General features: G+C 64.0%; 20 protein-coding genes and 1 pseudogene. 18 read left to right on the top strand and 3 right to left on the bottom strand.

The features are described from left to right. The first annotated feature begins 480 nt into the window (after positions 1-480). The 8 genes from EOA36_RS08515 (at position 481) to EOA36_RS08475 (ending at position 8,390) form a co-directional block, all read left to right on the top strand. Complete coding sequence (locus EOA36_RS08515; RefSeq protein ID WP_127276798.1) at positions 481-894, top strand: organic hydroperoxide resistance protein; 414 nt, start codon at positions 481-483, stop codon at positions 892-894. Continuing rightward, positions 891-1,391, top strand: coding sequence for a MarR family winged helix-turn-helix transcriptional regulator (locus tag EOA36_RS08510; protein WP_127276796.1), 501 nt, complete (start codon positions 891-893; stop codon positions 1,389-1,391). The genes EOA36_RS08515 and EOA36_RS08510 overlap by 4 nt, the downstream gene beginning before the upstream one ends. A gap of 168 nt (positions 1,392-1,559) precedes the next feature. After that, positions 1,560-2,357, top strand: a complete 798-nt coding sequence (locus EOA36_RS08505; RefSeq protein WP_127276794.1) for a transporter substrate-binding domain-containing protein — start codon at positions 1,560-1,562, stop codon at positions 2,355-2,357. Positions 2,358-2,432: 75 nt separating this feature from the next. Continuing rightward, positions 2,433-3,242, top strand: a complete 810-nt coding sequence (locus tag EOA36_RS08500) for an amino acid ABC transporter permease (RefSeq protein ID WP_127276792.1) — start codon at positions 2,433-2,435, stop codon at positions 3,240-3,242. 55 nt (positions 3,243-3,297) lie between these two features. Beyond that, positions 3,298-3,933, top strand: coding sequence for a class I SAM-dependent methyltransferase (locus EOA36_RS08495; protein ID WP_127276790.1), 636 nt, complete (start codon positions 3,298-3,300; stop codon positions 3,931-3,933). 400 nt (positions 3,934-4,333) lie between these two features. Then, on the top strand, positions 4,334-5,743 hold the full coding sequence (leuC, locus tag EOA36_RS08485; RefSeq protein WP_127276788.1) for a 3-isopropylmalate dehydratase large subunit: 1,410 nt from the start codon (positions 4,334-4,336) through the stop codon (positions 5,741-5,743). Positions 5,744-5,900: 157 nt separating this feature from the next. After that, positions 5,901-7,097 (top strand): GGDEF domain-containing protein, encoded by a 1,197-nt coding sequence (locus EOA36_RS08480; RefSeq protein ID WP_127276786.1) that lies wholly within the window; start codon positions 5,901-5,903, stop codon positions 7,095-7,097. Between the two features lie 75 nt (positions 7,098-7,172). Next, positions 7,173-8,390, top strand: coding sequence for a GGDEF domain-containing protein (locus tag EOA36_RS08475; RefSeq protein ID WP_127276784.1), 1,218 nt, complete (start codon positions 7,173-7,175; stop codon positions 8,388-8,390). Here EOA36_RS08475 and EOA36_RS08470 read toward each other — a convergent pair. Then, positions 8,374-8,736 carry a hypothetical protein gene (locus tag EOA36_RS08470; protein WP_127276800.1) on the bottom strand — a complete coding sequence of 121 codons (363 nt, stop codon included), beginning with the start codon at positions 8,734-8,736 and terminating at the stop codon, positions 8,374-8,376. The two genes, EOA36_RS08475 and EOA36_RS08470, sit on opposite strands and share 17 nt — an antisense overlap. A gap of 271 nt (positions 8,737-9,007) precedes the next feature. Here EOA36_RS08470 and EOA36_RS08465 point away from each other — a divergent pair, with 271 nt between their 5' ends. From EOA36_RS08465 to EOA36_RS08430, 7 genes are all read left to right on the top strand, one after another. Beyond that, complete coding sequence (locus EOA36_RS08465; RefSeq protein ID WP_127276782.1) at positions 9,008-9,433, top strand: hypothetical protein; 426 nt, start codon at positions 9,008-9,010, stop codon at positions 9,431-9,433. A 256-nt stretch (positions 9,434-9,689) separates the two neighbouring features. Beyond that, positions 9,690-10,103: a succinate dehydrogenase, cytochrome b556 subunit gene (gene sdhC, locus EOA36_RS08460; protein WP_127276780.1), complete on the top strand. Its 414-nt coding sequence runs from the start codon at positions 9,690-9,692 to the stop codon at positions 10,101-10,103. 2 nt (positions 10,104-10,105) lie between these two features. Continuing rightward, positions 10,106-10,501 (top strand): succinate dehydrogenase, hydrophobic membrane anchor protein, encoded by a 396-nt coding sequence (gene sdhD / locus EOA36_RS08455; RefSeq protein ID WP_127276778.1) that lies wholly within the window; start codon positions 10,106-10,108, stop codon positions 10,499-10,501. A gap of 4 nt (positions 10,502-10,505) precedes the next feature. After that, complete coding sequence (gene sdhA, locus EOA36_RS08450; RefSeq protein ID WP_127276776.1) at positions 10,506-12,341, top strand: succinate dehydrogenase flavoprotein subunit; 1,836 nt, start codon at positions 10,506-10,508, stop codon at positions 12,339-12,341. 2 nt (positions 12,342-12,343) lie between these two features. Beyond that, positions 12,344-12,778, top strand: coding sequence for a DUF3052 domain-containing protein (locus EOA36_RS08445; RefSeq protein WP_127276774.1), 435 nt, complete (start codon positions 12,344-12,346; stop codon positions 12,776-12,778). Beyond that, positions 12,778-13,557 (top strand): succinate dehydrogenase iron-sulfur subunit, encoded by a 780-nt coding sequence (locus EOA36_RS08440; protein WP_127276771.1) that lies wholly within the window; start codon positions 12,778-12,780, stop codon positions 13,555-13,557. The genes EOA36_RS08445 and EOA36_RS08440 overlap by 1 nt, the downstream gene beginning before the upstream one ends. Before the next feature lie 229 nt (positions 13,558-13,786). Next, positions 13,787-14,413 (top strand): DUF480 domain-containing protein, encoded by a 627-nt coding sequence (locus EOA36_RS08430; protein WP_127276769.1) that lies wholly within the window; start codon positions 13,787-13,789, stop codon positions 14,411-14,413. 67 nt (positions 14,414-14,480) lie between these two features. On the opposite strand, the gene EOA36_RS08425 is transcribed toward EOA36_RS08430, so the two are convergent. After that, positions 14,481-14,906 carry an OsmC family protein gene (locus tag EOA36_RS08425; protein ID WP_127276766.1) on the bottom strand — a complete coding sequence of 142 codons (426 nt, stop codon included), beginning with the start codon at positions 14,904-14,906 and terminating at the stop codon, positions 14,481-14,483. Positions 14,907-15,122: 216 nt separating this feature from the next. Between EOA36_RS08425 and EOA36_RS08420 the strand changes: the two genes are divergently transcribed. The 3 genes from EOA36_RS08420 to EOA36_RS08410 all read left to right on the top strand — a co-directional run bounded on the left by EOA36_RS08420 (position 15,123) and on the right by EOA36_RS08410 (position 16,387). Continuing rightward, entirely contained in the window at positions 15,123-15,350 is a 228-nt protein-coding gene (locus EOA36_RS08420) for a hypothetical protein (protein WP_127276763.1), read from the top strand. Beyond that, positions 15,347-15,703 carry a YciI family protein gene (locus tag EOA36_RS08415; RefSeq protein WP_127276761.1) on the top strand — a complete coding sequence of 119 codons (357 nt, stop codon included), beginning with the start codon at positions 15,347-15,349 and terminating at the stop codon, positions 15,701-15,703. Before EOA36_RS08420 ends, EOA36_RS08415 begins: the two co-directional genes overlap by 4 nt. Positions 15,704-15,856: 153 nt before the next feature. Next, entirely contained in the window at positions 15,857-16,387 is a 531-nt protein-coding gene (locus tag EOA36_RS08410; protein WP_127276759.1) for a hypothetical protein, read from the top strand. A gap of 60 nt (positions 16,388-16,447) precedes the next feature. On the opposite strand, the pseudogene EOA36_RS08405 reads toward EOA36_RS08410, so the two are convergent. Further along, positions 16,448-16,788 (bottom strand): annotated as a pseudogene (locus EOA36_RS08405) (2-octaprenyl-6-methoxyphenyl hydroxylase); the annotation flags it as partial.

Genomic DNA, 16,788 nt, shown 5'->3' with positions numbered 1-16,788 from the left:
AAGCAGCCAAGGCCGCCGCGGAAGCCACTCCGGCCGAATAAGGTTTCGGAAATCCATTCAAAAGGCGGCTTCGGCCGCCTTTTTCGTTTTGGCGAACAGCCAGGCATTCTACCGTGGTTCTTCGTGTTTACGGACACCTTGGCGATTGGCCGAGACATCTGTGTGTCGTCATCCACGGGCGAAGCAAGGAGCGAAGCGACGCGGCGCAGACCCGAGGATCCATGCCGCAACTTCTGAGCGCCGCTACGGTGCAGAGCTGGCTCCGGTGAGCGCGACCCCATCTGAACCGCTGTGCTAGGTTGACCATCACGGCATGGATCCTAGGGTTTCCGCGACGTCGCTTCGCGACTGCTACACCCTAGGATGACGAAGTCTGGGATTCCCATCCTCTAAGATAGCGAAAACACAGCGGCAGGGAGCTTGACGCCTGATTATATTGTGTACTAACTAATCGTGTACAAATTAATTGGAGACTACGATATGGCACTCTACACCACACAGGCTCGCGTCACCGGCGGCCGCGCCGGCCATGGCGAGACCGCTGACGGTTTGCTCAAGGTCGACCTGGCGATGCCCAAGGAGCTCGGCGGGCCGGGCGGCGCCACCAATCCCGAGCAGCTCTTCGCCATCGGCTATGCCGCCTGCTTCGAAAGCGCCGTCCGCTTCGTCGCGCGCAAGCAGAAGCTGCCGCTCGCGGATGCCGCGGTAACCTCCACGGTCAGCCTGCTTCCCAATGGCGAGGGCTTCAGGCTCGGCGTCGCGTTGGCGGCGGAGACGAAAGGCCTTGATCAGGCGGCCGCGGAAGCGCTTGTATCGGCGGCGCATCAGATTTGCCCCTATTCGAACGCCATCAGGGGCAATGTCGAAGTGGCGCTTTCGGTAAAGGCGGTATGACGGCAAAGGTCGAAACGAAAGCCAGCGAAGTCCCGGCGGAAGCCGCCGGGGCGATCCCCGTGCCACGGCTCGATCAGCAGCTCTGCTTCGCGCTCTATTCGGCGAGCGGGCTGATGACTAAGCTCTACCGGCCGCTGCTCGATCCGCTTGGCCTGACCTATCCGCAATATCTGGTGATGCTGGCGCTGTGGGAACGCGCGCCGAGCACGGTGGGCGACCTTGGCGAGGCGCTCGGCCTGGATTCGGCGACGCTGACGCGGCTGCTCAAGCGGATGGAGGCGGGCGGGCTCGTCACCCGCCGGCGCGATGCCGCCGATGAGCGCCGGGTGCTGGTCGAGCCGACGGCCAAGGGCCAGGCCCTGCGCGCGAACATGAAGGATGTGCAGACCGCGCTCGATTGCGGCATGCCGCTGGAGCGGACCGAGCTCAAAACCCTACACGGCACGCTCACCCGCCTGGTCGCGGGATTGCGCGAAGCCACGATTGACCAAGATTGATCGCGGCAAGGACTGTCCTCAAAACCGCCTCCCAGAAGCACGGGAATCCACGTTGACGCGTAACGTCGCAGTGGACCCGTCTTGCAAGGCGCTTGCGGAAAGCTAAAGTCGGCGCTGGATTTTCCTGCCGCGCCGGCATCGCGCGGCCAATCATTTCGGGGGTGTGTCGTGACAAAATCAAAATTGCTGCTGGCCGGCCTGTTGGCTCTGGTCCTGGCGCCCGTTGCCGCCTTCGCGCAGGCGCTGCCCGATCTCGGCGGCAAGAAGGTGGTGGTGGTGACGGAAAACGCCTATCCGCCGCTGCAGTTCATCGATGCCAAGACCGGCAAACAGATCGGCTGGGAATATGACGCGATGAACGAGATCGCCAAGCGGCTCAATTTCAAGGTCGAGTACCAGAACACCTCCTGGGACGCGATGATCCAGGCGGTTTCCGACAACCAGTACAACATCGGCATGACCGGCATCACCATCAAGGACGACCGCAAGGAGAAGGTGGATTTCTCCGATCCCTACATGCGCTCGGAACAGTTCATGCTGGTGCGCGGCGATGAAAGCCGCTTCACCGACGCCAAGACCTTCGGCGCCTTCAAGGACGGACTGATCGGCGCGCAGGCAGGCACGACGCCGTTCTACACCGCCGTCTACAGCGTGCTCGACGGCAACGAGCAGAACCCGCGCATCAAACTGTTCGAGACGTTCGGGGCCACGGTACAGGCGCTGAAATCCGGCGACGTCGATGTCGTGCTGACCGACGGCACCGCCGGCAAGGGCTATGTCGACGCTTCGGCGGGCAAGCTGAAGCTGATCGGCGGCCCGCTCGGCACCGAGGATTTCGGCTTCATCTTCCCCAAGGGGTCGGACCTGGTGAAGCCGGTCAACGCCGCGATCGCCGCGCTCAAGGCGGATGGCACGCTGGATGCGCTGAACAAGAAGTGGTTCCTTGATTACAAGATGGGGCAGTGAGCCCATCTTGGTGCGCGCAGTGGATTTGCAGGAAATTGCGCTGACTCGGCGCGATTTCCTTTCCGGCGCCTTTTGATGCCATCCGCATCCACCACCAAACCCGAATTCCCCTGGTGGCTGGCCGTCGCCGCCATCCTTGCCTTGGCGGCGGCGCTGTTCATCGCCACCAGCGATCTCTACGCCCAGGTCTTCGCCACCGTCGCCAAGGGTATCGGCATCACCGTCTTCGTCACCGTCGTTGCCTTCGCCATGGCGTCGGTCATCGGTCTCGGCATCGCGCTGATGGGCCTGTCTGCTTCAACCTGGCTGCGGCAGATCGCGCGCTTCTATGTCGAGATCATCCGTGGCGTGCCGATCCTGGTGCTGCTGTTCTGGATCGCGTTTGCCGGCGCGCCGGCCTCCGTCGCGGCCTGGAACGCGCTGACCGCGCCGCTGCAGAATGCCGGCCTGTTCGGCGAGCTTCTGGTGCGCGACGTGTCGTTGCTGTGGCGCGCCATCATGGCGCTGACCATCGGCTATTCGGCCTTCATCTCGGAGGTCTTCCGGGCCGGCATCCAGTCGGTCGAGAAAGGCCAGATAGAGGCGGCGAAGGCTTTGGGGCTGAGTCGCGCGCAGCGCTTCCGGCTGGTCGTGTTCCCCCAGGCGATCCGCACCATCCTGCCGCCGCTCGGCAATGATTTCGTCGCCCTGGTCAAGGATTCCTCGCTGGTCTCGGTGCTCGGCGTCGCCGACATCACCCAGATGGGCAAGGTCTATGCGGCCGGCTCATTCCGCTTCTTCGAGACCTATTCGATAACGGCCTATATCTACCTCATCCTCACAGTCGGCCTTTCGCTGGCGCTCAGGACGCTGGAGCGGCGTTTGCGCCGCCAGCAGGAGGAATAGTTTTTCGGCAAGGACAGCGTTAGGCTCGGCTGCTGACCGGAGGAGGAGCTTGCCCATGAACATCGACAAGGCCAATGCGGCGCTGGATTCGGTCTACACCGCCGATACGCCCGAAACGCTGGCGCAGGCCTATGCCGCATGGGCGGCGACCTATGACAGCGAGACCGCCTCGCTCGGTTATCTCCTGCCGTTCCTGATCACCGCCTGGGTGGCGCGCCACGTGCCGGCGGGCGAGGGGCCGCTGCTCGACGCCGGCTGCGGCACCGGCCTGTCGGGACCTTCGTTGAAGGCGCTCGGCTACGGCGACATCGCCGGGCTGGATCTCTCGAACGACATGCTCAAGATCGCCGGCAGCCGCAACGCCTACAGCGAACTGAAGCAGGCGATGCTGGGCGGACCGCTGCCGTGGCCGGATGGGCATTTCCGAGCCTTCTTCTCGACCGGCGTGTTCACAATCAGCCATGCGCCGGCATCGAGCCTGCACGAACTGGTGCGCATCACGAAGAAGGGCGGCCACGCCATCTTCACCGTGCGCGACCAGGTGTTCGAGAGCGGCGGTTTTCAGGCTGTCTTCGACGAATTGGAGCAGGCAGGGAAATGGCGGGCGGTCGAGGCAAGCCCGTGGTTCCGCTGCTATGCGATCGGCGAGCCGGAGGCTCTGGTGAAGACGTTTGTGTTCGAGGTGCTTTGAGCGGACTTCCCTTCCCCCCTTGTGGGGGAAGGTGGATCGGCGCGATAGCGCCGAGACGGATGAGGGGTGTTCCAGGGGAAAGCCAGCGTCTCACTCCGCTGGAACACCCCTCATCCGTCGCCTGCGGCGACACCTTCTCCCACAAGGGGAGAAGGAAGAAGCGCTGACCCACGCCGCAATTGCCGAAAAGCCAAAACATTGCTATCTACCCGGCCATGGAAGAGCTTTTTGGCGATCCGGCTTACAAGGGATTCGTGCTGCAGGACAGAAAACGCCTGCCGTCGCGCTTTTCCGCGCGCGTGTCCGGCGCCCTGACCAGCCGACTTCGCTGATCCTGACGGCCGGCCGCGGGTTTGCGGCATCAGCTCTTTCCCATTCTCATATCGACGGATTTACGCACATGAGCGCACCGCGCACCCTCTACGACAAGATTTTCGACGACCATGTCGTCGACCGCCAGGACGACGGCACCTGCCTGCTCTATATCGACCGCCACCTCGTCCATGAAGTGACCAGCCCGCAGGCCTTCGAAGGGCTGCGCATGAGCGGCCGAAAAGTTCGCCATCCGGAAAAGACGCTGGCCGTGGTCGATCACAATGTCTCGACTTCGCCCGAGCGCAAGTTCGGCATCAAGAACGAGGAAAGCCGCATCCAGGTCGAGGCGCTGGCCAAGAACGCCAGGGATTTCGGCGTCGAGTATTATTCGGAGAACGATATCCGCCAGGGCATCGTCCACATCATCGGCCCCGAGCAGGGCTTTACGCTGCCCGGCATGACCATCGTCTGCGGCGACAGCCACACCTCCACCCATGGTGCTTTCGGCGCGCTGGCGCATGGCATCGGCACGTCCGAGGTCGAGCATGTGCTGGCGACGCAGACGCTGATCCAGCGCAAGGCCAAGAACATGCTTGTGCGCGTCGATGGCGTGCTGCCCGAAGGCGTCACCGCCAAGGACATCATCCTCGCCATCATCGGCGAGATCGGCACCGCCGGCGGCACCGGCTACGTCATCGAATATGCCGGCGAGGCGATCCGTGCGCTGTCGATGGAAGGCCGCATGACGATCTGCAACATGTCGATCGAGGGCGGTGCGCGCGCCGGCCTGATCGCGGCGGACGAGACCACCTTCGCCTATGTCAAGGACAAGCCGCGCGCGCCCAAGGGCGCTGCCTGGAACGCGGCGCTCGAATACTGGAAGACGCTGCGGACCGACGAAGGCGCGCATTTCGACAAGGTGATCGTGCTCGACGCGGCCAAGCTGCCGCCGATCGTCTCCTGGGGTTCCTCGCCCGAGGACGTCGTCTCCGTGCAAGGCATCGTGCCCAACCCGGAAGACATTCCAGACGAGAACAAGCGCACCTCCAAGCTGCGCGCGCTCGACTATATGGGCCTGACGCCGGGGACGAAGATCACCGACATCACGCTCGACCGCGTCTTCATCGGCTCCTGCACCAATGGCCGCATCGAGGATCTGCGCGCCGTCGCCAAGGTGGTCGAAGGCAAGACGGTCAGCCCGCATGTCGATGCCATGATCGTGCCGGGCTCCGGCCTGGTCAAGGAGCAGGCGGAAGCCGAGGGTCTCGACAAGATCTTCCGCGCCGCCGGGTTCGACTGGCGCGAGCCGGGCTGCTCGATGTGCCTTGCCATGAACGACGACCGGCTGAAGCCGCATGAACGCTGCGCCTCGACCTCGAACCGCAATTTCGAGGGCCGGCAGGGCTTCAAGGGCCGCACCCATCTGGTGTCGCCGGCGATGGCGGCGGCGGCGGCGATCGCCGGCCACTTCGTCGACATCCGCGACTGGAAGTAGGCCGTCCGATCCCGAGCGCATTCCAGGCCCCGGACCGCGTCGCTGTCCGGGGCCTTTCTTCATTCACGCGGCCGCATATGCGCCTTCGCTTAACCGCTTGTTTGGGCTTGCCCCCTATGGTCTTCCCCGACGTCAAACGAAGGGAAGTCACGGTCCTTTGGACACCGGCCTATTGATAGCGCTGCTCAATCCGACGATCGCGCTGGCGCTCGGCGCGGCGTTCCTCGTCCTGTGGTTCCATCAGCGCCATCGTCCCTACCTGGCGGTGCTGGCGCTCAGCTACTGCGTCTCGGCGCCGGGATTCCTGTTCCAGTATTTCACCTTGCCCATTGGCGTGGTGCTGACCAAGCTGGTGTCGAACATCTGCTTCTCCATCGCCGCCTGCTGCCTGTCCGGCGCCATCATCGCCCGCTATGGCAGGAAGGTGCCCGCAGTGGGAATCGCCGTTCTGGCGGGCGGCGGCCTTGCGGCCTTCGCGTGGTTCCTGTTCGTCACGCCGGATCTCACTTGGCGCATCCTGGCGATGAATTTCGGTTTCGGTGGCGTCAGCCTGCTCGTCGCCGCCGAACTGCGTCCGGTGCGCAACAATGGCCCGACAGAAATGATCCTGTTCGTGTTGTCGCTGCTGTCCAGCGTCAACTTCTTCGTGCGCACCCTGGTGGTGGTCATCGCGCACGGGCCCTTCGCCAGTTATGACGGCTTCTACGGCTCGTCCTATTGGACGACGGCGCTGTTGTCGCACGCGCTGCTGTCGCTGCTGATTGCGCTTTGCCTCTTCACCGCCGCCGCGCTCGACGTGATGAAGGCACTCAAGACGGAAACCCATACCGATCCGCTTTCGGGGCTGCTCAACCGCCGAGGTTTCGGGGAGCGCGCGGCCATGCTGCTGCAGCGTTGCGCCGTGGCCAAATTCCCGGTGGCGCTGGTGCTGGCCGACCTCGACCATTTCAAGGCCCTCAACGACGTGCACGGGCACGCCGCCGGCGACCGGGTGATCGCGGACTTCGCCGCCAAACTGCGCTCGGCCACGGGAGCACGAGGTGCCGCGGGCCGTATCGGCGGGGAGGAGTTCGCCGTGCTCCTGCCGCTGACCGATCTCGCCGCCGCGCGGCTGTTCGCCGAAGCGGTGCGCACGGTCTATTCGGCCGGCGGCGTCGACGGGCTTCCCGCCGGCACCAAGGTCACCGCCAGCTTCGGCGTGGCGGCCCGCAGCGGCGACGAGACGCTGGAACCCTTGATGCGCCGGGCCGACGAGGCGCTTTACAAGGCCAAGAAAAACGGTCGCGACAGCGTGCGCCTTTCCTACGAGCGACCGGAGACGGTGTTCGTGCCGGAGCCGGTCAAGGCCTGCTGACCACCACCTCCGCGCTTCGCGTTAACGTCTTTTTCGCCCGTCGATGTTTAGCTGTCGGCGGGGGTTTGAGGATCTATGAACGGCGCCAACTTCATCCTGTTGATCAACCTGTCGGTTGCCGGCCTGCTGGCGGCATCCTTCATGGCGGTCTCGTTCCATGATGCCGGCCGCGCCCCGGCGCGCTGGCTGGCGTCAGGCTATGTCCTGGGCATGGCCTACTTTGCCATCGAATTCAGCATTCCCGCCTTCAGCGACGCGCGGCTTCCGGTGGCTGCCGCCTTCGCCGTCTTCCTTGGCGCCACCATTGCCTTCAATGGCGGGCTTGCGCGAAAATATGGCGTGGCGCCGCCATGGACGCCGATGCTGTTCTTCCTGGCCGCCGCCACCATCGCGGTCTATTTCGTGCAGGATCTGCCGCGCCAGTCGCTCACTCGCATGATGGCCTACCAGCTTCCCTACGCAGTCATGCAGTTCGTCGGCCTTGGCATCGTCTGGTCGTCGCGGCAAAGCCGTGGCCGGCTCGATCTGATCCTGATGGCGGTGCTTGCCGCCAGCGGCCTGCAGTTTGCCTCAAAGCCTTTCATCGCGCATGCGCTGGGCGGCTGGGGCGCCAATCCGCAGGCCTATCTGCAAAGCAGCTACGCGCTGGTGTCGCAGTCGCTCGGCACGGTCTTCGGGCTGGCGCTGGCGCTGCTCATTCTGGCCATCCTGGTCCGCGACATACTCGCCGAAGTGACATCGAAGTCGGAGATGGACACGCTGTCGGGCCTGCTCAACCGTGGCGGCTTCACGTGCCGAGCGGAGCTGGCCGTGCACGACGCCACGCGTTCGGGCATGCCGGTGGCAATGGTCATTGCCGATCTCGATCATTTCAAGACCATCAACGACAGTTTCGGCCATGCCTCCGGCGATCGGGTGATCGAGACCTTCGCCGGCCTGCTGCGAGAAGCGGCCGAGAGCCATCACGTGGTTGGCCGCATCGGTGGCGAGGAGTTCGCCGTTATCCTGTCAGGCGCCAATCTTGCAACCGCCCGGCTGTTCGCGGAAGGCACCCGCCACGCATTCGGCGCGTTGCCCATCAGCGGGCTGCCGGCCGACAGCCGCTGCACGTCGAGCTTCGGCATTGCCGAGCTTCACATCGGCGAGGGTTTCTCCGACCTGATGCGGCGTGCGGATGAAGCGCTCTATCTGGCAAAGAATGCCGGGCGCGACTGCGTGCGTGTCTCCACCGGGCCGGCCGATGGGCTGGCCGTGGTAAAAATCGGCCAGGCCCGTTTCAGCGGCAGGGGCTGAGCTGCGGCATCCCGCCATCGGAAAGGCCGTACATATAGGAGCGGCCCTTGACGAACACCGGCGGGCGATAGCAGTCGCCGTCGCCCGATATGTCGTCGGATTCGTTCTGGTAGATCACTTTGGGCTGGCCGGCGCTGGTGTAGTCGGACAGCTGTTTGGCCAGCTTGCCTTCGCCGACAATGATGCGCTTGTAGCCGGCGGCGCTGTCGATGACGAGATTGCCGAACGAATCGGCGTAGACGCGGTCATGGTGGCGCAAGCCGGCCTCGGCCGGCGCGGCCACCGCAACCGCAAGTGCCGTCAGCGTGACGGCCGCGAGGCTTGTCCGTACTGATTTGGCCCGCACTGATTTGGAACGCATGTCGCTCTCCCTTTGTCGGCGCGAGAGAGATCGCGCCCCGATCTGGTCCGAATCGGAAATTAACCCTTTCTTAACCTTTGTTAAGGGGAGGAGCGGTTCCCTGGCCGTTTCTTAATGAACATGGTTAATTTATAGGCGTCGCGTTCGAGTTGCCGCCGATATCCACAGCCGGCCGGCGTGGCCCGCTGGAATCCCGGGTGAACTTGATCTTGGCGCGCCGCGTGGCTAGCGTGCCCGGGCATGAGAGGGGCAGCACATGATATTTGGCCGAACGGTTCGGGTGTCGTTCGTTATTGCGCTGCTTCTCGCGGCCGGTGCCTGTGTGCCGCAAGACGGCGCGCCCAAGGCAGCGAGCACGGTGACACCCGTGGTGGCGCCTGCCGCCCCCGCCCAGCAAAAGCCCGCGCCGCCGGCGACCAAGATCACCACGGATCTCACGGCGCCACGCTTCACCACGGGCACGGCCACCTATAGATGCGGCAATGGCGGCATGATCACCATCCAAAATCTCGGCACGTCGTTGCGCGTGGTGGGGCAGGAAGGCGCCACCGAGGAGTTCGCGGCGTCGCCGGCCAACCAGAGCAGCCGCTACCAGGCGGTGACGCATGACGCAATCGTGATCGACGGACGCGAGGCGCTGGTGATGAAGAGAGGGTCGACGCCGCAGACCTGCACCCGCTGACGCAAATCCCGACACGGCAGCGCCCCGGGCCAGACATGCTGCACTGCAGCGATATCGAGCCGGCTTCGGGTCCCCAGCCGCTAATCGATTGAAGCCGCATCCGGCCTTTTAGTCAGACTAAATTACGTTTTCGAAACGGTTTTCTGGCTTTGACGCGGTGCAAAAAGAGCATTAGAAACCGGCTGTCCGAAGTCGCAACCGGAAGCGGCAATGCCGCATTTCCACCTGAGGCGGGAGACGCCGAACTGGGGCAGCCATGAGCAAATCACCAGCCACCCAAGCCAGACGCGAAAGGCCGCTTTCGCCGCACCTGACGGTCTACCGGCCGCCGATCACCATGACGATGTCGATCATCCATCGCATCACGGGTGGCGCGCTCTATTTCGGCACGCTGCTGGTCGCCGTCTGGCTGATGGCGGCGGCGAGTTCGCAAGCCACGTTCGACTGGGTGAACTGGGCTTTCGGCACCTGGCTCGGCCGGCTCATCCTGTTCGGCTACACCTGGGCGCTGATGCATCACATGCTGGGTGGTGTCCGCCATCTGGTCTGGGACACCGGCGCCGGCCTGGAAAAACACACGGCCTCGAAGATCGCCTGGGCGACGCTTGCCGGTTCGGTCCTGCTCACACTCCTGATCTGGATCGCCGGCTATATGGCGCGGGGAGCCTGACCATGAGCACCGGAAAGACCGACATGCGTACGCCGCTCGGCAAGGTCCGCGGCCTGGGCTCGGCCCGCGAAGGCACCGGGCATTTCTGGCGCCAGCGCCTCACGGCGATCGCCAACATCCCGCTGACGCTGTTCTTCGTCGGCTTCCTCATCGCGCTCAACGGCCATGGCTACGCGGAAGTGCGCGCGACGCTCGCCAATCCCTTCGTGGCCCTGGTGCTGGCGCTGATGCTCATCTCCGGGCTCTATCATATGCGGCTCGGCATGCAGGTGATCATCGAGGACTATGTGCATGGCGAGGGCATGAAGCTCGCGCTGATCGCACTCAACACCTTCTTTTCGATAGCGGTCGGCGTCGCTTCGCTCTTCGCCCTGCTCAAACTGGCATTCGGAGGCTGAAGTCTTGGCCCAGGACACGAAATCAGCCAACACGGCAGGCTACACCTTTGTCGACCACAAGTTCGACGTGGTCATCGTCGGCGCCGGAGGCGCTGGCCTGCGCGCCACGCTCGGCATGGCCGAACAGGGCCTGCGCACGGCCTGCATCACCAAAGTGTTCCCGACGCGCTCGCATACGGTCGCCGCGCAAGGCGGCATCGCCGCCTCGCTCGCCAATATGGGTCCGGACAACTGGCAGTGGCACCTCTTCGACACCGTCAAGGGGTCGGACTGGCTGGGCGACATCGACGCGCAGGAATACATGGTGCGCGAGGCGCCTGGGGCAGTCTACGAGCTCGAGCACTACGGTGTGCCGTTCTCGCGCACGGAAGAGGGCAAGATCTACCAGCGGCCGTTCGGCGGCATGATGATGAATTTCGGCGAAGGCCCGCCGGTGCAGCGCACCTGCGCGGCCGCCGACCGTACCGGTCATGCCATGCTGCACACGCTCTACGGCCAGTCGCTGAAGAACAACGCGCAGTTCTTCATCGAATATTTCGCGCTCGACCTGATCATGGAGCCGGACGGCACCTGCACCGGCGTGGTGGCCTGGAACCTCGACGACGGCACCATCCACCGTTTCTCCGCCAAGATGGTGGTGCTGGCGACCGGCGGCTATGGCCGCGCCTATTTCTCCGCCACCTCGGCGCATACCTGCACCGGCGACGGCGGCGGCATGGCGGCGCGCGCGGGGCTTGCGCTGCAGGACATGGAGTTCGTGCAGTTCCATCCGACCGGCATTTACGGCGCCGGCTGCCTGATCACCGAAGGCGCGCGCGGCGAGGGCGGCTATCTCGTCAATTCCGAGGGTGAGCGCTTCATGGAGCGCTATGCGCCGTCGGCCAAGGACCTTGCCTCGCGCGACGTGGTCTCACGCTGCATGACGATGGAGATCCGCGAAGGCCGCGGCGTCGGGCCGAAGAAGGATCACATCTTCCTGCACCTCGACCATCTCGACCCGGCCGTGCTGCATGAGCGGCTGCCGGGCATCTCGGAATCGGCCAAGATCTTCGCCGGCGTCGACCTGACCAAGGAGCCGATCCCGGTGCTGCCGACGGTGCATTACAATATGGGCGGCGTGCCGACCAATTATTGGGGCGAGGTGCTCAACCCGACCGCCGAAAATCCAGACCGGGTCTCGCCCGGCCTGATGGCGGTCGGCGAGGCCGCCTGCGCATCCGTGCACGGCGCCAACCGGCTGGGCTCGAATTCGCTGATCGATCTGGTCGTCTTCGGCCGTGCCGCGGCCATCCGCGCCGGCGAGGTGATCGACCGCAATTCGCCCATCCCTTCGCCCAACGCGGCCTCGGTCGAGAAGATCATGGACCGCTTCGACAGGCTGCGTCATGCCAACGGCTCAACGCCGACGGCGGTGCTGCGCGAGAAGATGCAACGCGCCATGCAGGAGGACGCTGCGGTGTTCCGCACGCAGGAATCGCTCGAAAAAGGCTGCAAGCGCGTTTCCGAGATCTGGGGCGAGCTCAAGGACATCAAGGTCACCGACCGCTCGATGATCTGGAATTCGGACCTGGTCGAGACGCTGGAGCTGGAAAACCTGATGGCCAACGCCATCACCACCGTCTATGGCGCCGAAGCGCGCAAGGAGAGCCGCGGCGCGCATGCGCGGGAAGATTTTTCCGCCCGTGACGATGCCAACTGGCGCAAGCACACGCTTGCCCATCTGAGCGAGGACGGCAATGTCACGCTGACCTACCGGCCGGTGCACACCGAGCCGCTGGTGGCCGAAAAGGACGGCGGCATCAGTCTCGCCAAGATCGCGCCGAAGGCGCGAGTGTACTGACAATGGCTACGGCGGCGGGATATTCCGGTACGCCCCTTCCGGCCAAGCTCGGCCTGAAGGACGGCATGATTGCCGCCTTCATCGCGCTGCCGAGGGAACTCGAGAGCCTCACAGGGGCCGTTGATTTCGCCGAGGTCGACCGGCTGGCCGAATGGTCCGACATTTCGGGCGCAACCCTGAAATACGATGCCGTCCACGCCTTCACCAGACAGCGCGCCGAGATCGAGGATCGCCTCGGCGCCGTCGAAGCGGCGATCAAGCGCGATGGCATGGTCTGGGTGTCCTGGCCAAAGAAGGCCTCGAAGGTGGTCACCGACGTCACCGAGGGCGTTGTCCGCGCTGAAGCGCTCAAGTTCGACCTTGTCGACGTCAAGGTCGCCGCCGTGAACGAAATCTGGTCCGGGCTGAAGCTCGTCATCCGAAAGGACCTGAGGTAATGGTCGAACTCACGCTTCCCAAGAATTCCAAGGTCCAGCAGGGCAAGACCTGGCCGAAGCCGGAAGGCGCGACCAACCTGCGCGAATACCGCATCTACCGCTGGTCGCCGGACGATGACGAGAACCCGCGCATGGACACCTATTTCGTCGACATGGACGATTGCGGGCCGATGGTTCTCGACGCGCTGCTCTACATCAAGAACAAGATCGATCCGACGCTGGCCTTGCGCCGCTCCTGCCGCGAAGGTATTTGCGGCTCCTGCGCCATGAACATCGACGGTTCGAACACGCTCGCCTGCACCAAGGGCTGTGACGACATTTCCGGCGCCGTCAAGGTCTACCCGCTGCCGCATATGCAGGTGGTCAAGGACCTGGTGCCCGACCTCACCAATTTCTATGCCCAGCACGCCTCGATCGAGCCGTGGCTGAAGACGGTGTCGCCGACGCCGGCCAAGGAATGGCTGCAGAGCCATGAAGACCGCGAGAAGCTCGACGGGCTCTATGAATGCATCCTGTGCGCCTGCTGCTCGACCTCGTGCCCGAGCTACTGGTGGAACGGCGACCGCTATCTCGGCCCGGCGACACTGCTGCAGGCCTATCGCTGGCTGATCGACAGCCGCGACGAGGCCAAGGGCGAACGACTCGACAATCTGGAAGACCCGTTCCGGCTCTATCGCTGCCACACCATCATGAATTGCGCGCAGACCTGCCCGAAGGGGCTGAATCCCGCGAAGGCGATCGCCGAAATCAAGAAGATGATGGTGGAGAGACGGGTTTAGGCCTTCGCTTGCGGCAATCTCCAACGCAGCGATCCTTCGCGCCCCCCTTTGTCCTGCCGGACATCTCCCCCACGGATGGGGAGATTGGCCGTCATCCTGGCTTTGGCCAATCTCAAGGTTGAAAGATCGGGCGCCGTCGGCGAAGCTGCCGATCCCCCCATGGGGGGGAGATGTCCGGCAGGACAGAGAGGGGCGCTGTCCCGCGAGCGTCAGAAAGGATAGCAGCCCAATGACTGACCTTCCCATCCTCTCTCCCGTCGAAGCGCGCGTGCTTGGCTGCCTGATCGAGAAGAAGGAGCTGACGCCGGACGTCTATCCGCTGACGCTCAATGCGGCACTTGCCGCGGCCAACCAGAAGACGGCGCGTGAGCCTGTCATGGCGCTGGAACAGACAGAGGTGCACCGGGCGCTGAAGCTGCTTGAGCAGAAAGGGCTGGTGCGGCAGATGTTCGGCTCGCGCGTCGAGCGCTACGAGCACCAGATGGCGCAGCGCTTTTCACTGACCACGCCGCAGACCGCCTTGCTTGGCCTGCTCTTGCTGCGCGGACCGCAGACGGCGCATGAACTGCTGGCGCGAGCCGAGCGCATGGCACGGTTTTCGTCGATCGAGGATCTGCGCGGAGAACTCGACATGCTGATCGGCCGCCGGCCGCCGTTGGTGCAGGAAATTCCGCGCGGGCCGGGCCAGCGCGAGGACCGCTATGTGCATCTGCTCGCCGGCCCGGTGGACGTCGCAGCGCTATCGGCGCAACGGAGTGTGACGGCGATGCCTGCCTCCGACCTGGAAGCGCGGTTGGAGGCGCTGGAGCAGGAAGTCGCGGCACTACGCGCGCGGCTTGATGCGCTGGGCGCTTAGCCCTCTTCTCTGATTAACGTGCCCGGCGCGACCATGCGCGCCGGATTTCACACGGGATGCCGCAATCTCAGCCAAGCTTGGCGTCGAGCGAAACCTTGATCGCGCCGAGCGCCTTGGAAACCGGGCATTCGGCCTTGGCCTTCTCGGCCAGTTCCTTGAACTTCGCCGCATCGATGCCGGGCACCTTGCCGACCAGCGTGATCGCGCTGCCCGTGATGCCGGTGCCGGGAACCAGCGTCACCACGGCCTTGGCGTCGAGTTCTTCCGCCGGCGTGCCGTTCTCGGCCAGGAAATGCGAGAGCTGCATGGCGTAGCAGCCGGCATGGGCGGCGGCGATCAACTCTTCCGGATTGGTGCCGGATTTGCCGCTTTCGTCCTCGAAGCGCGCCTTGAACGAATAGGGCGTACCCTTCAGGGTTCCGCTCTGGGTGTCGAGCGTGCCCTTGCCTTCTTTCAGATTGCCTTTCCAGACGGCGTTTGCGGTGCGGTCCATGGAGTCCTCCTGGGTTGTCGTGAACTTTGTCGTGGGTGAGCCAGCGTCAGGCCAACTATAGCGCGGGCGTGCGCGAAGACCACTGCGCTGTTTGCACCACGGCGCGATGACGGCCCCCTTCTTCCGGGAAAAAATATGCATGCAAAAATGTCGGCTTCCATCCGGGCCGACCGTCCTGCGGGCGGCCACGGGAATTGTGGCCGGATGGAGGTTCACATGGACAATCTGTTTTTCGCGCTGTGGAAGAGGCCGGGCCGCAGGCCTGAGCGAGAGGAAGACTTCTGGCTGGACCCGCCGGCGTCCGGCTTCGGCAGGCTGCTGGCCGCTGTTGCCATCATTGTGGTCGCGGCATGCCTTCTCGATCATGCGGCGGCGGTCGACCGCAAGGCTGACATGGTTGTCGCCGCATCCTATGGTTTGGCGCAGGAAGGGAGCTTGAAATGAAATATGTCTGTCTGGTCTATGGTGAGGAAAAAGATCTTTATGCACTTACCGCCGAAAGGTCGGCCAAACTCGACGCCGACTCGCTGGCCTACGACAGGTCATTGGATCAACAAGGCAAGCTGATCGTCGCGCAGGCACTGCAATCGGTGACGACAGCCAAGACCGTGCGCCGTCGCACGGGCAAGCGATTGATCATCGATGGGCCCTTCGCCGAAACCAAGGAGCAGTTGCTTGGCTTCGTCATGGTCGAGGCCGAAAATCTCGACGAGGCGCTGGACATTGCCGCCGGCATTCCGCTGGCCGAAATCGGCACGATCGAGGTTCGGGCCGTCTACGACATACCGGGGTCATAGGCGCCCCCCGGCTTCGATGGCGCGAACCGGCTTGTTTACCCGCCTAAGCTTCACCAGCCACGAATTGTTTTTTCTTCGTTAGAGGCAACTCTTGCGTGTTGAAGCAACGCGACAGTTCTCCTATCGTCGCCGGGATTTTCGGGGGATTTGGACATGCCTTTCCTGATTGCTGTCCTTGGCGTGCTCGGCGCGGCGGCGTTCTGGTGGTACCGGATGAAGGCGATGAACGACGCCGCGCGCGAGGTCGCCGACGTCGTCGGGCGCGTGCAAGGCAACATCAGGCGCAAGAAACTGCGCAAGCAGGCCGCGCTCTCGCCGCTGACGGCGATCGACGATCCGGTTGTGGCCGCCGCGACGCTGATCACCGCGATGGTTTCGGAAGATGGCCCGGTTCTGCCGCAGCGCGAGGCTGTCATTCGCGAGGTGATTTCGCAGATCGCGGCCGGCCAGAAGAAGACCGACGAGGCGGTTGTCTATGCCAAGTGGGCTGCCTCGCAAATAGACGACACCACCATTGTCATCGACAAGCTAGCACCCTTCTTGCGCGAACGCCTCGACCCGAGCGAACGGGACGATCTGCTGCAGATGCTGAACCGGGTTGCTCAAGGCGGTGAGCGGGGCCTGAAGATACCGGACCAGCGCATGCTGCGGCTGCGCCAGAAGCTCGGTTTTGAAGTGAACTAGGACCCTTGGGTCCATCGGCAGTTCGCAGACCTTGGTGATTGATGACGAAGCTGGGCAGGTTCAGATCGCCTCGCCCTTCAGCAGCCTTGGCGTGCCGGCGGAAAGGCCCGATGCCTGGCGGATGAAGAACTCCTTCAGCCGTGGCATGCGTTCGACGAGGCCGAGGCCGATGTCGCGGACGGTGCGCAGCGGGGTGATGTCGTTGGAAAACAACCGGTTCAGCACATCCGTCGTGATGCCCATCTGCACCGTGTCGAAACGGCGCCATTGCTGGTAGCGCTCCAGCACGTCTAGAGCGCCGATGTCCTGGCCGAGCCGGTCGGCCTCGACGATCACCTCGGCAAGTGCGGCCACATCCTTGAAGCCGAGATTGAGGCCCTGGCCGGCGATCGGATGGATGC

The sequence above is a fragment of the Mesorhizobium sp. M8A.F.Ca.ET.021.01.1.1 genome (assembly GCF_003998025.1).
Classification (GTDB): domain Bacteria; phylum Pseudomonadota; class Alphaproteobacteria; order Rhizobiales; family Rhizobiaceae; genus Mesorhizobium.
The sequence above is the reverse complement of the archived record's forward strand: the minus strand, read 5'-3'. Positions and strand labels throughout refer to the sequence as shown.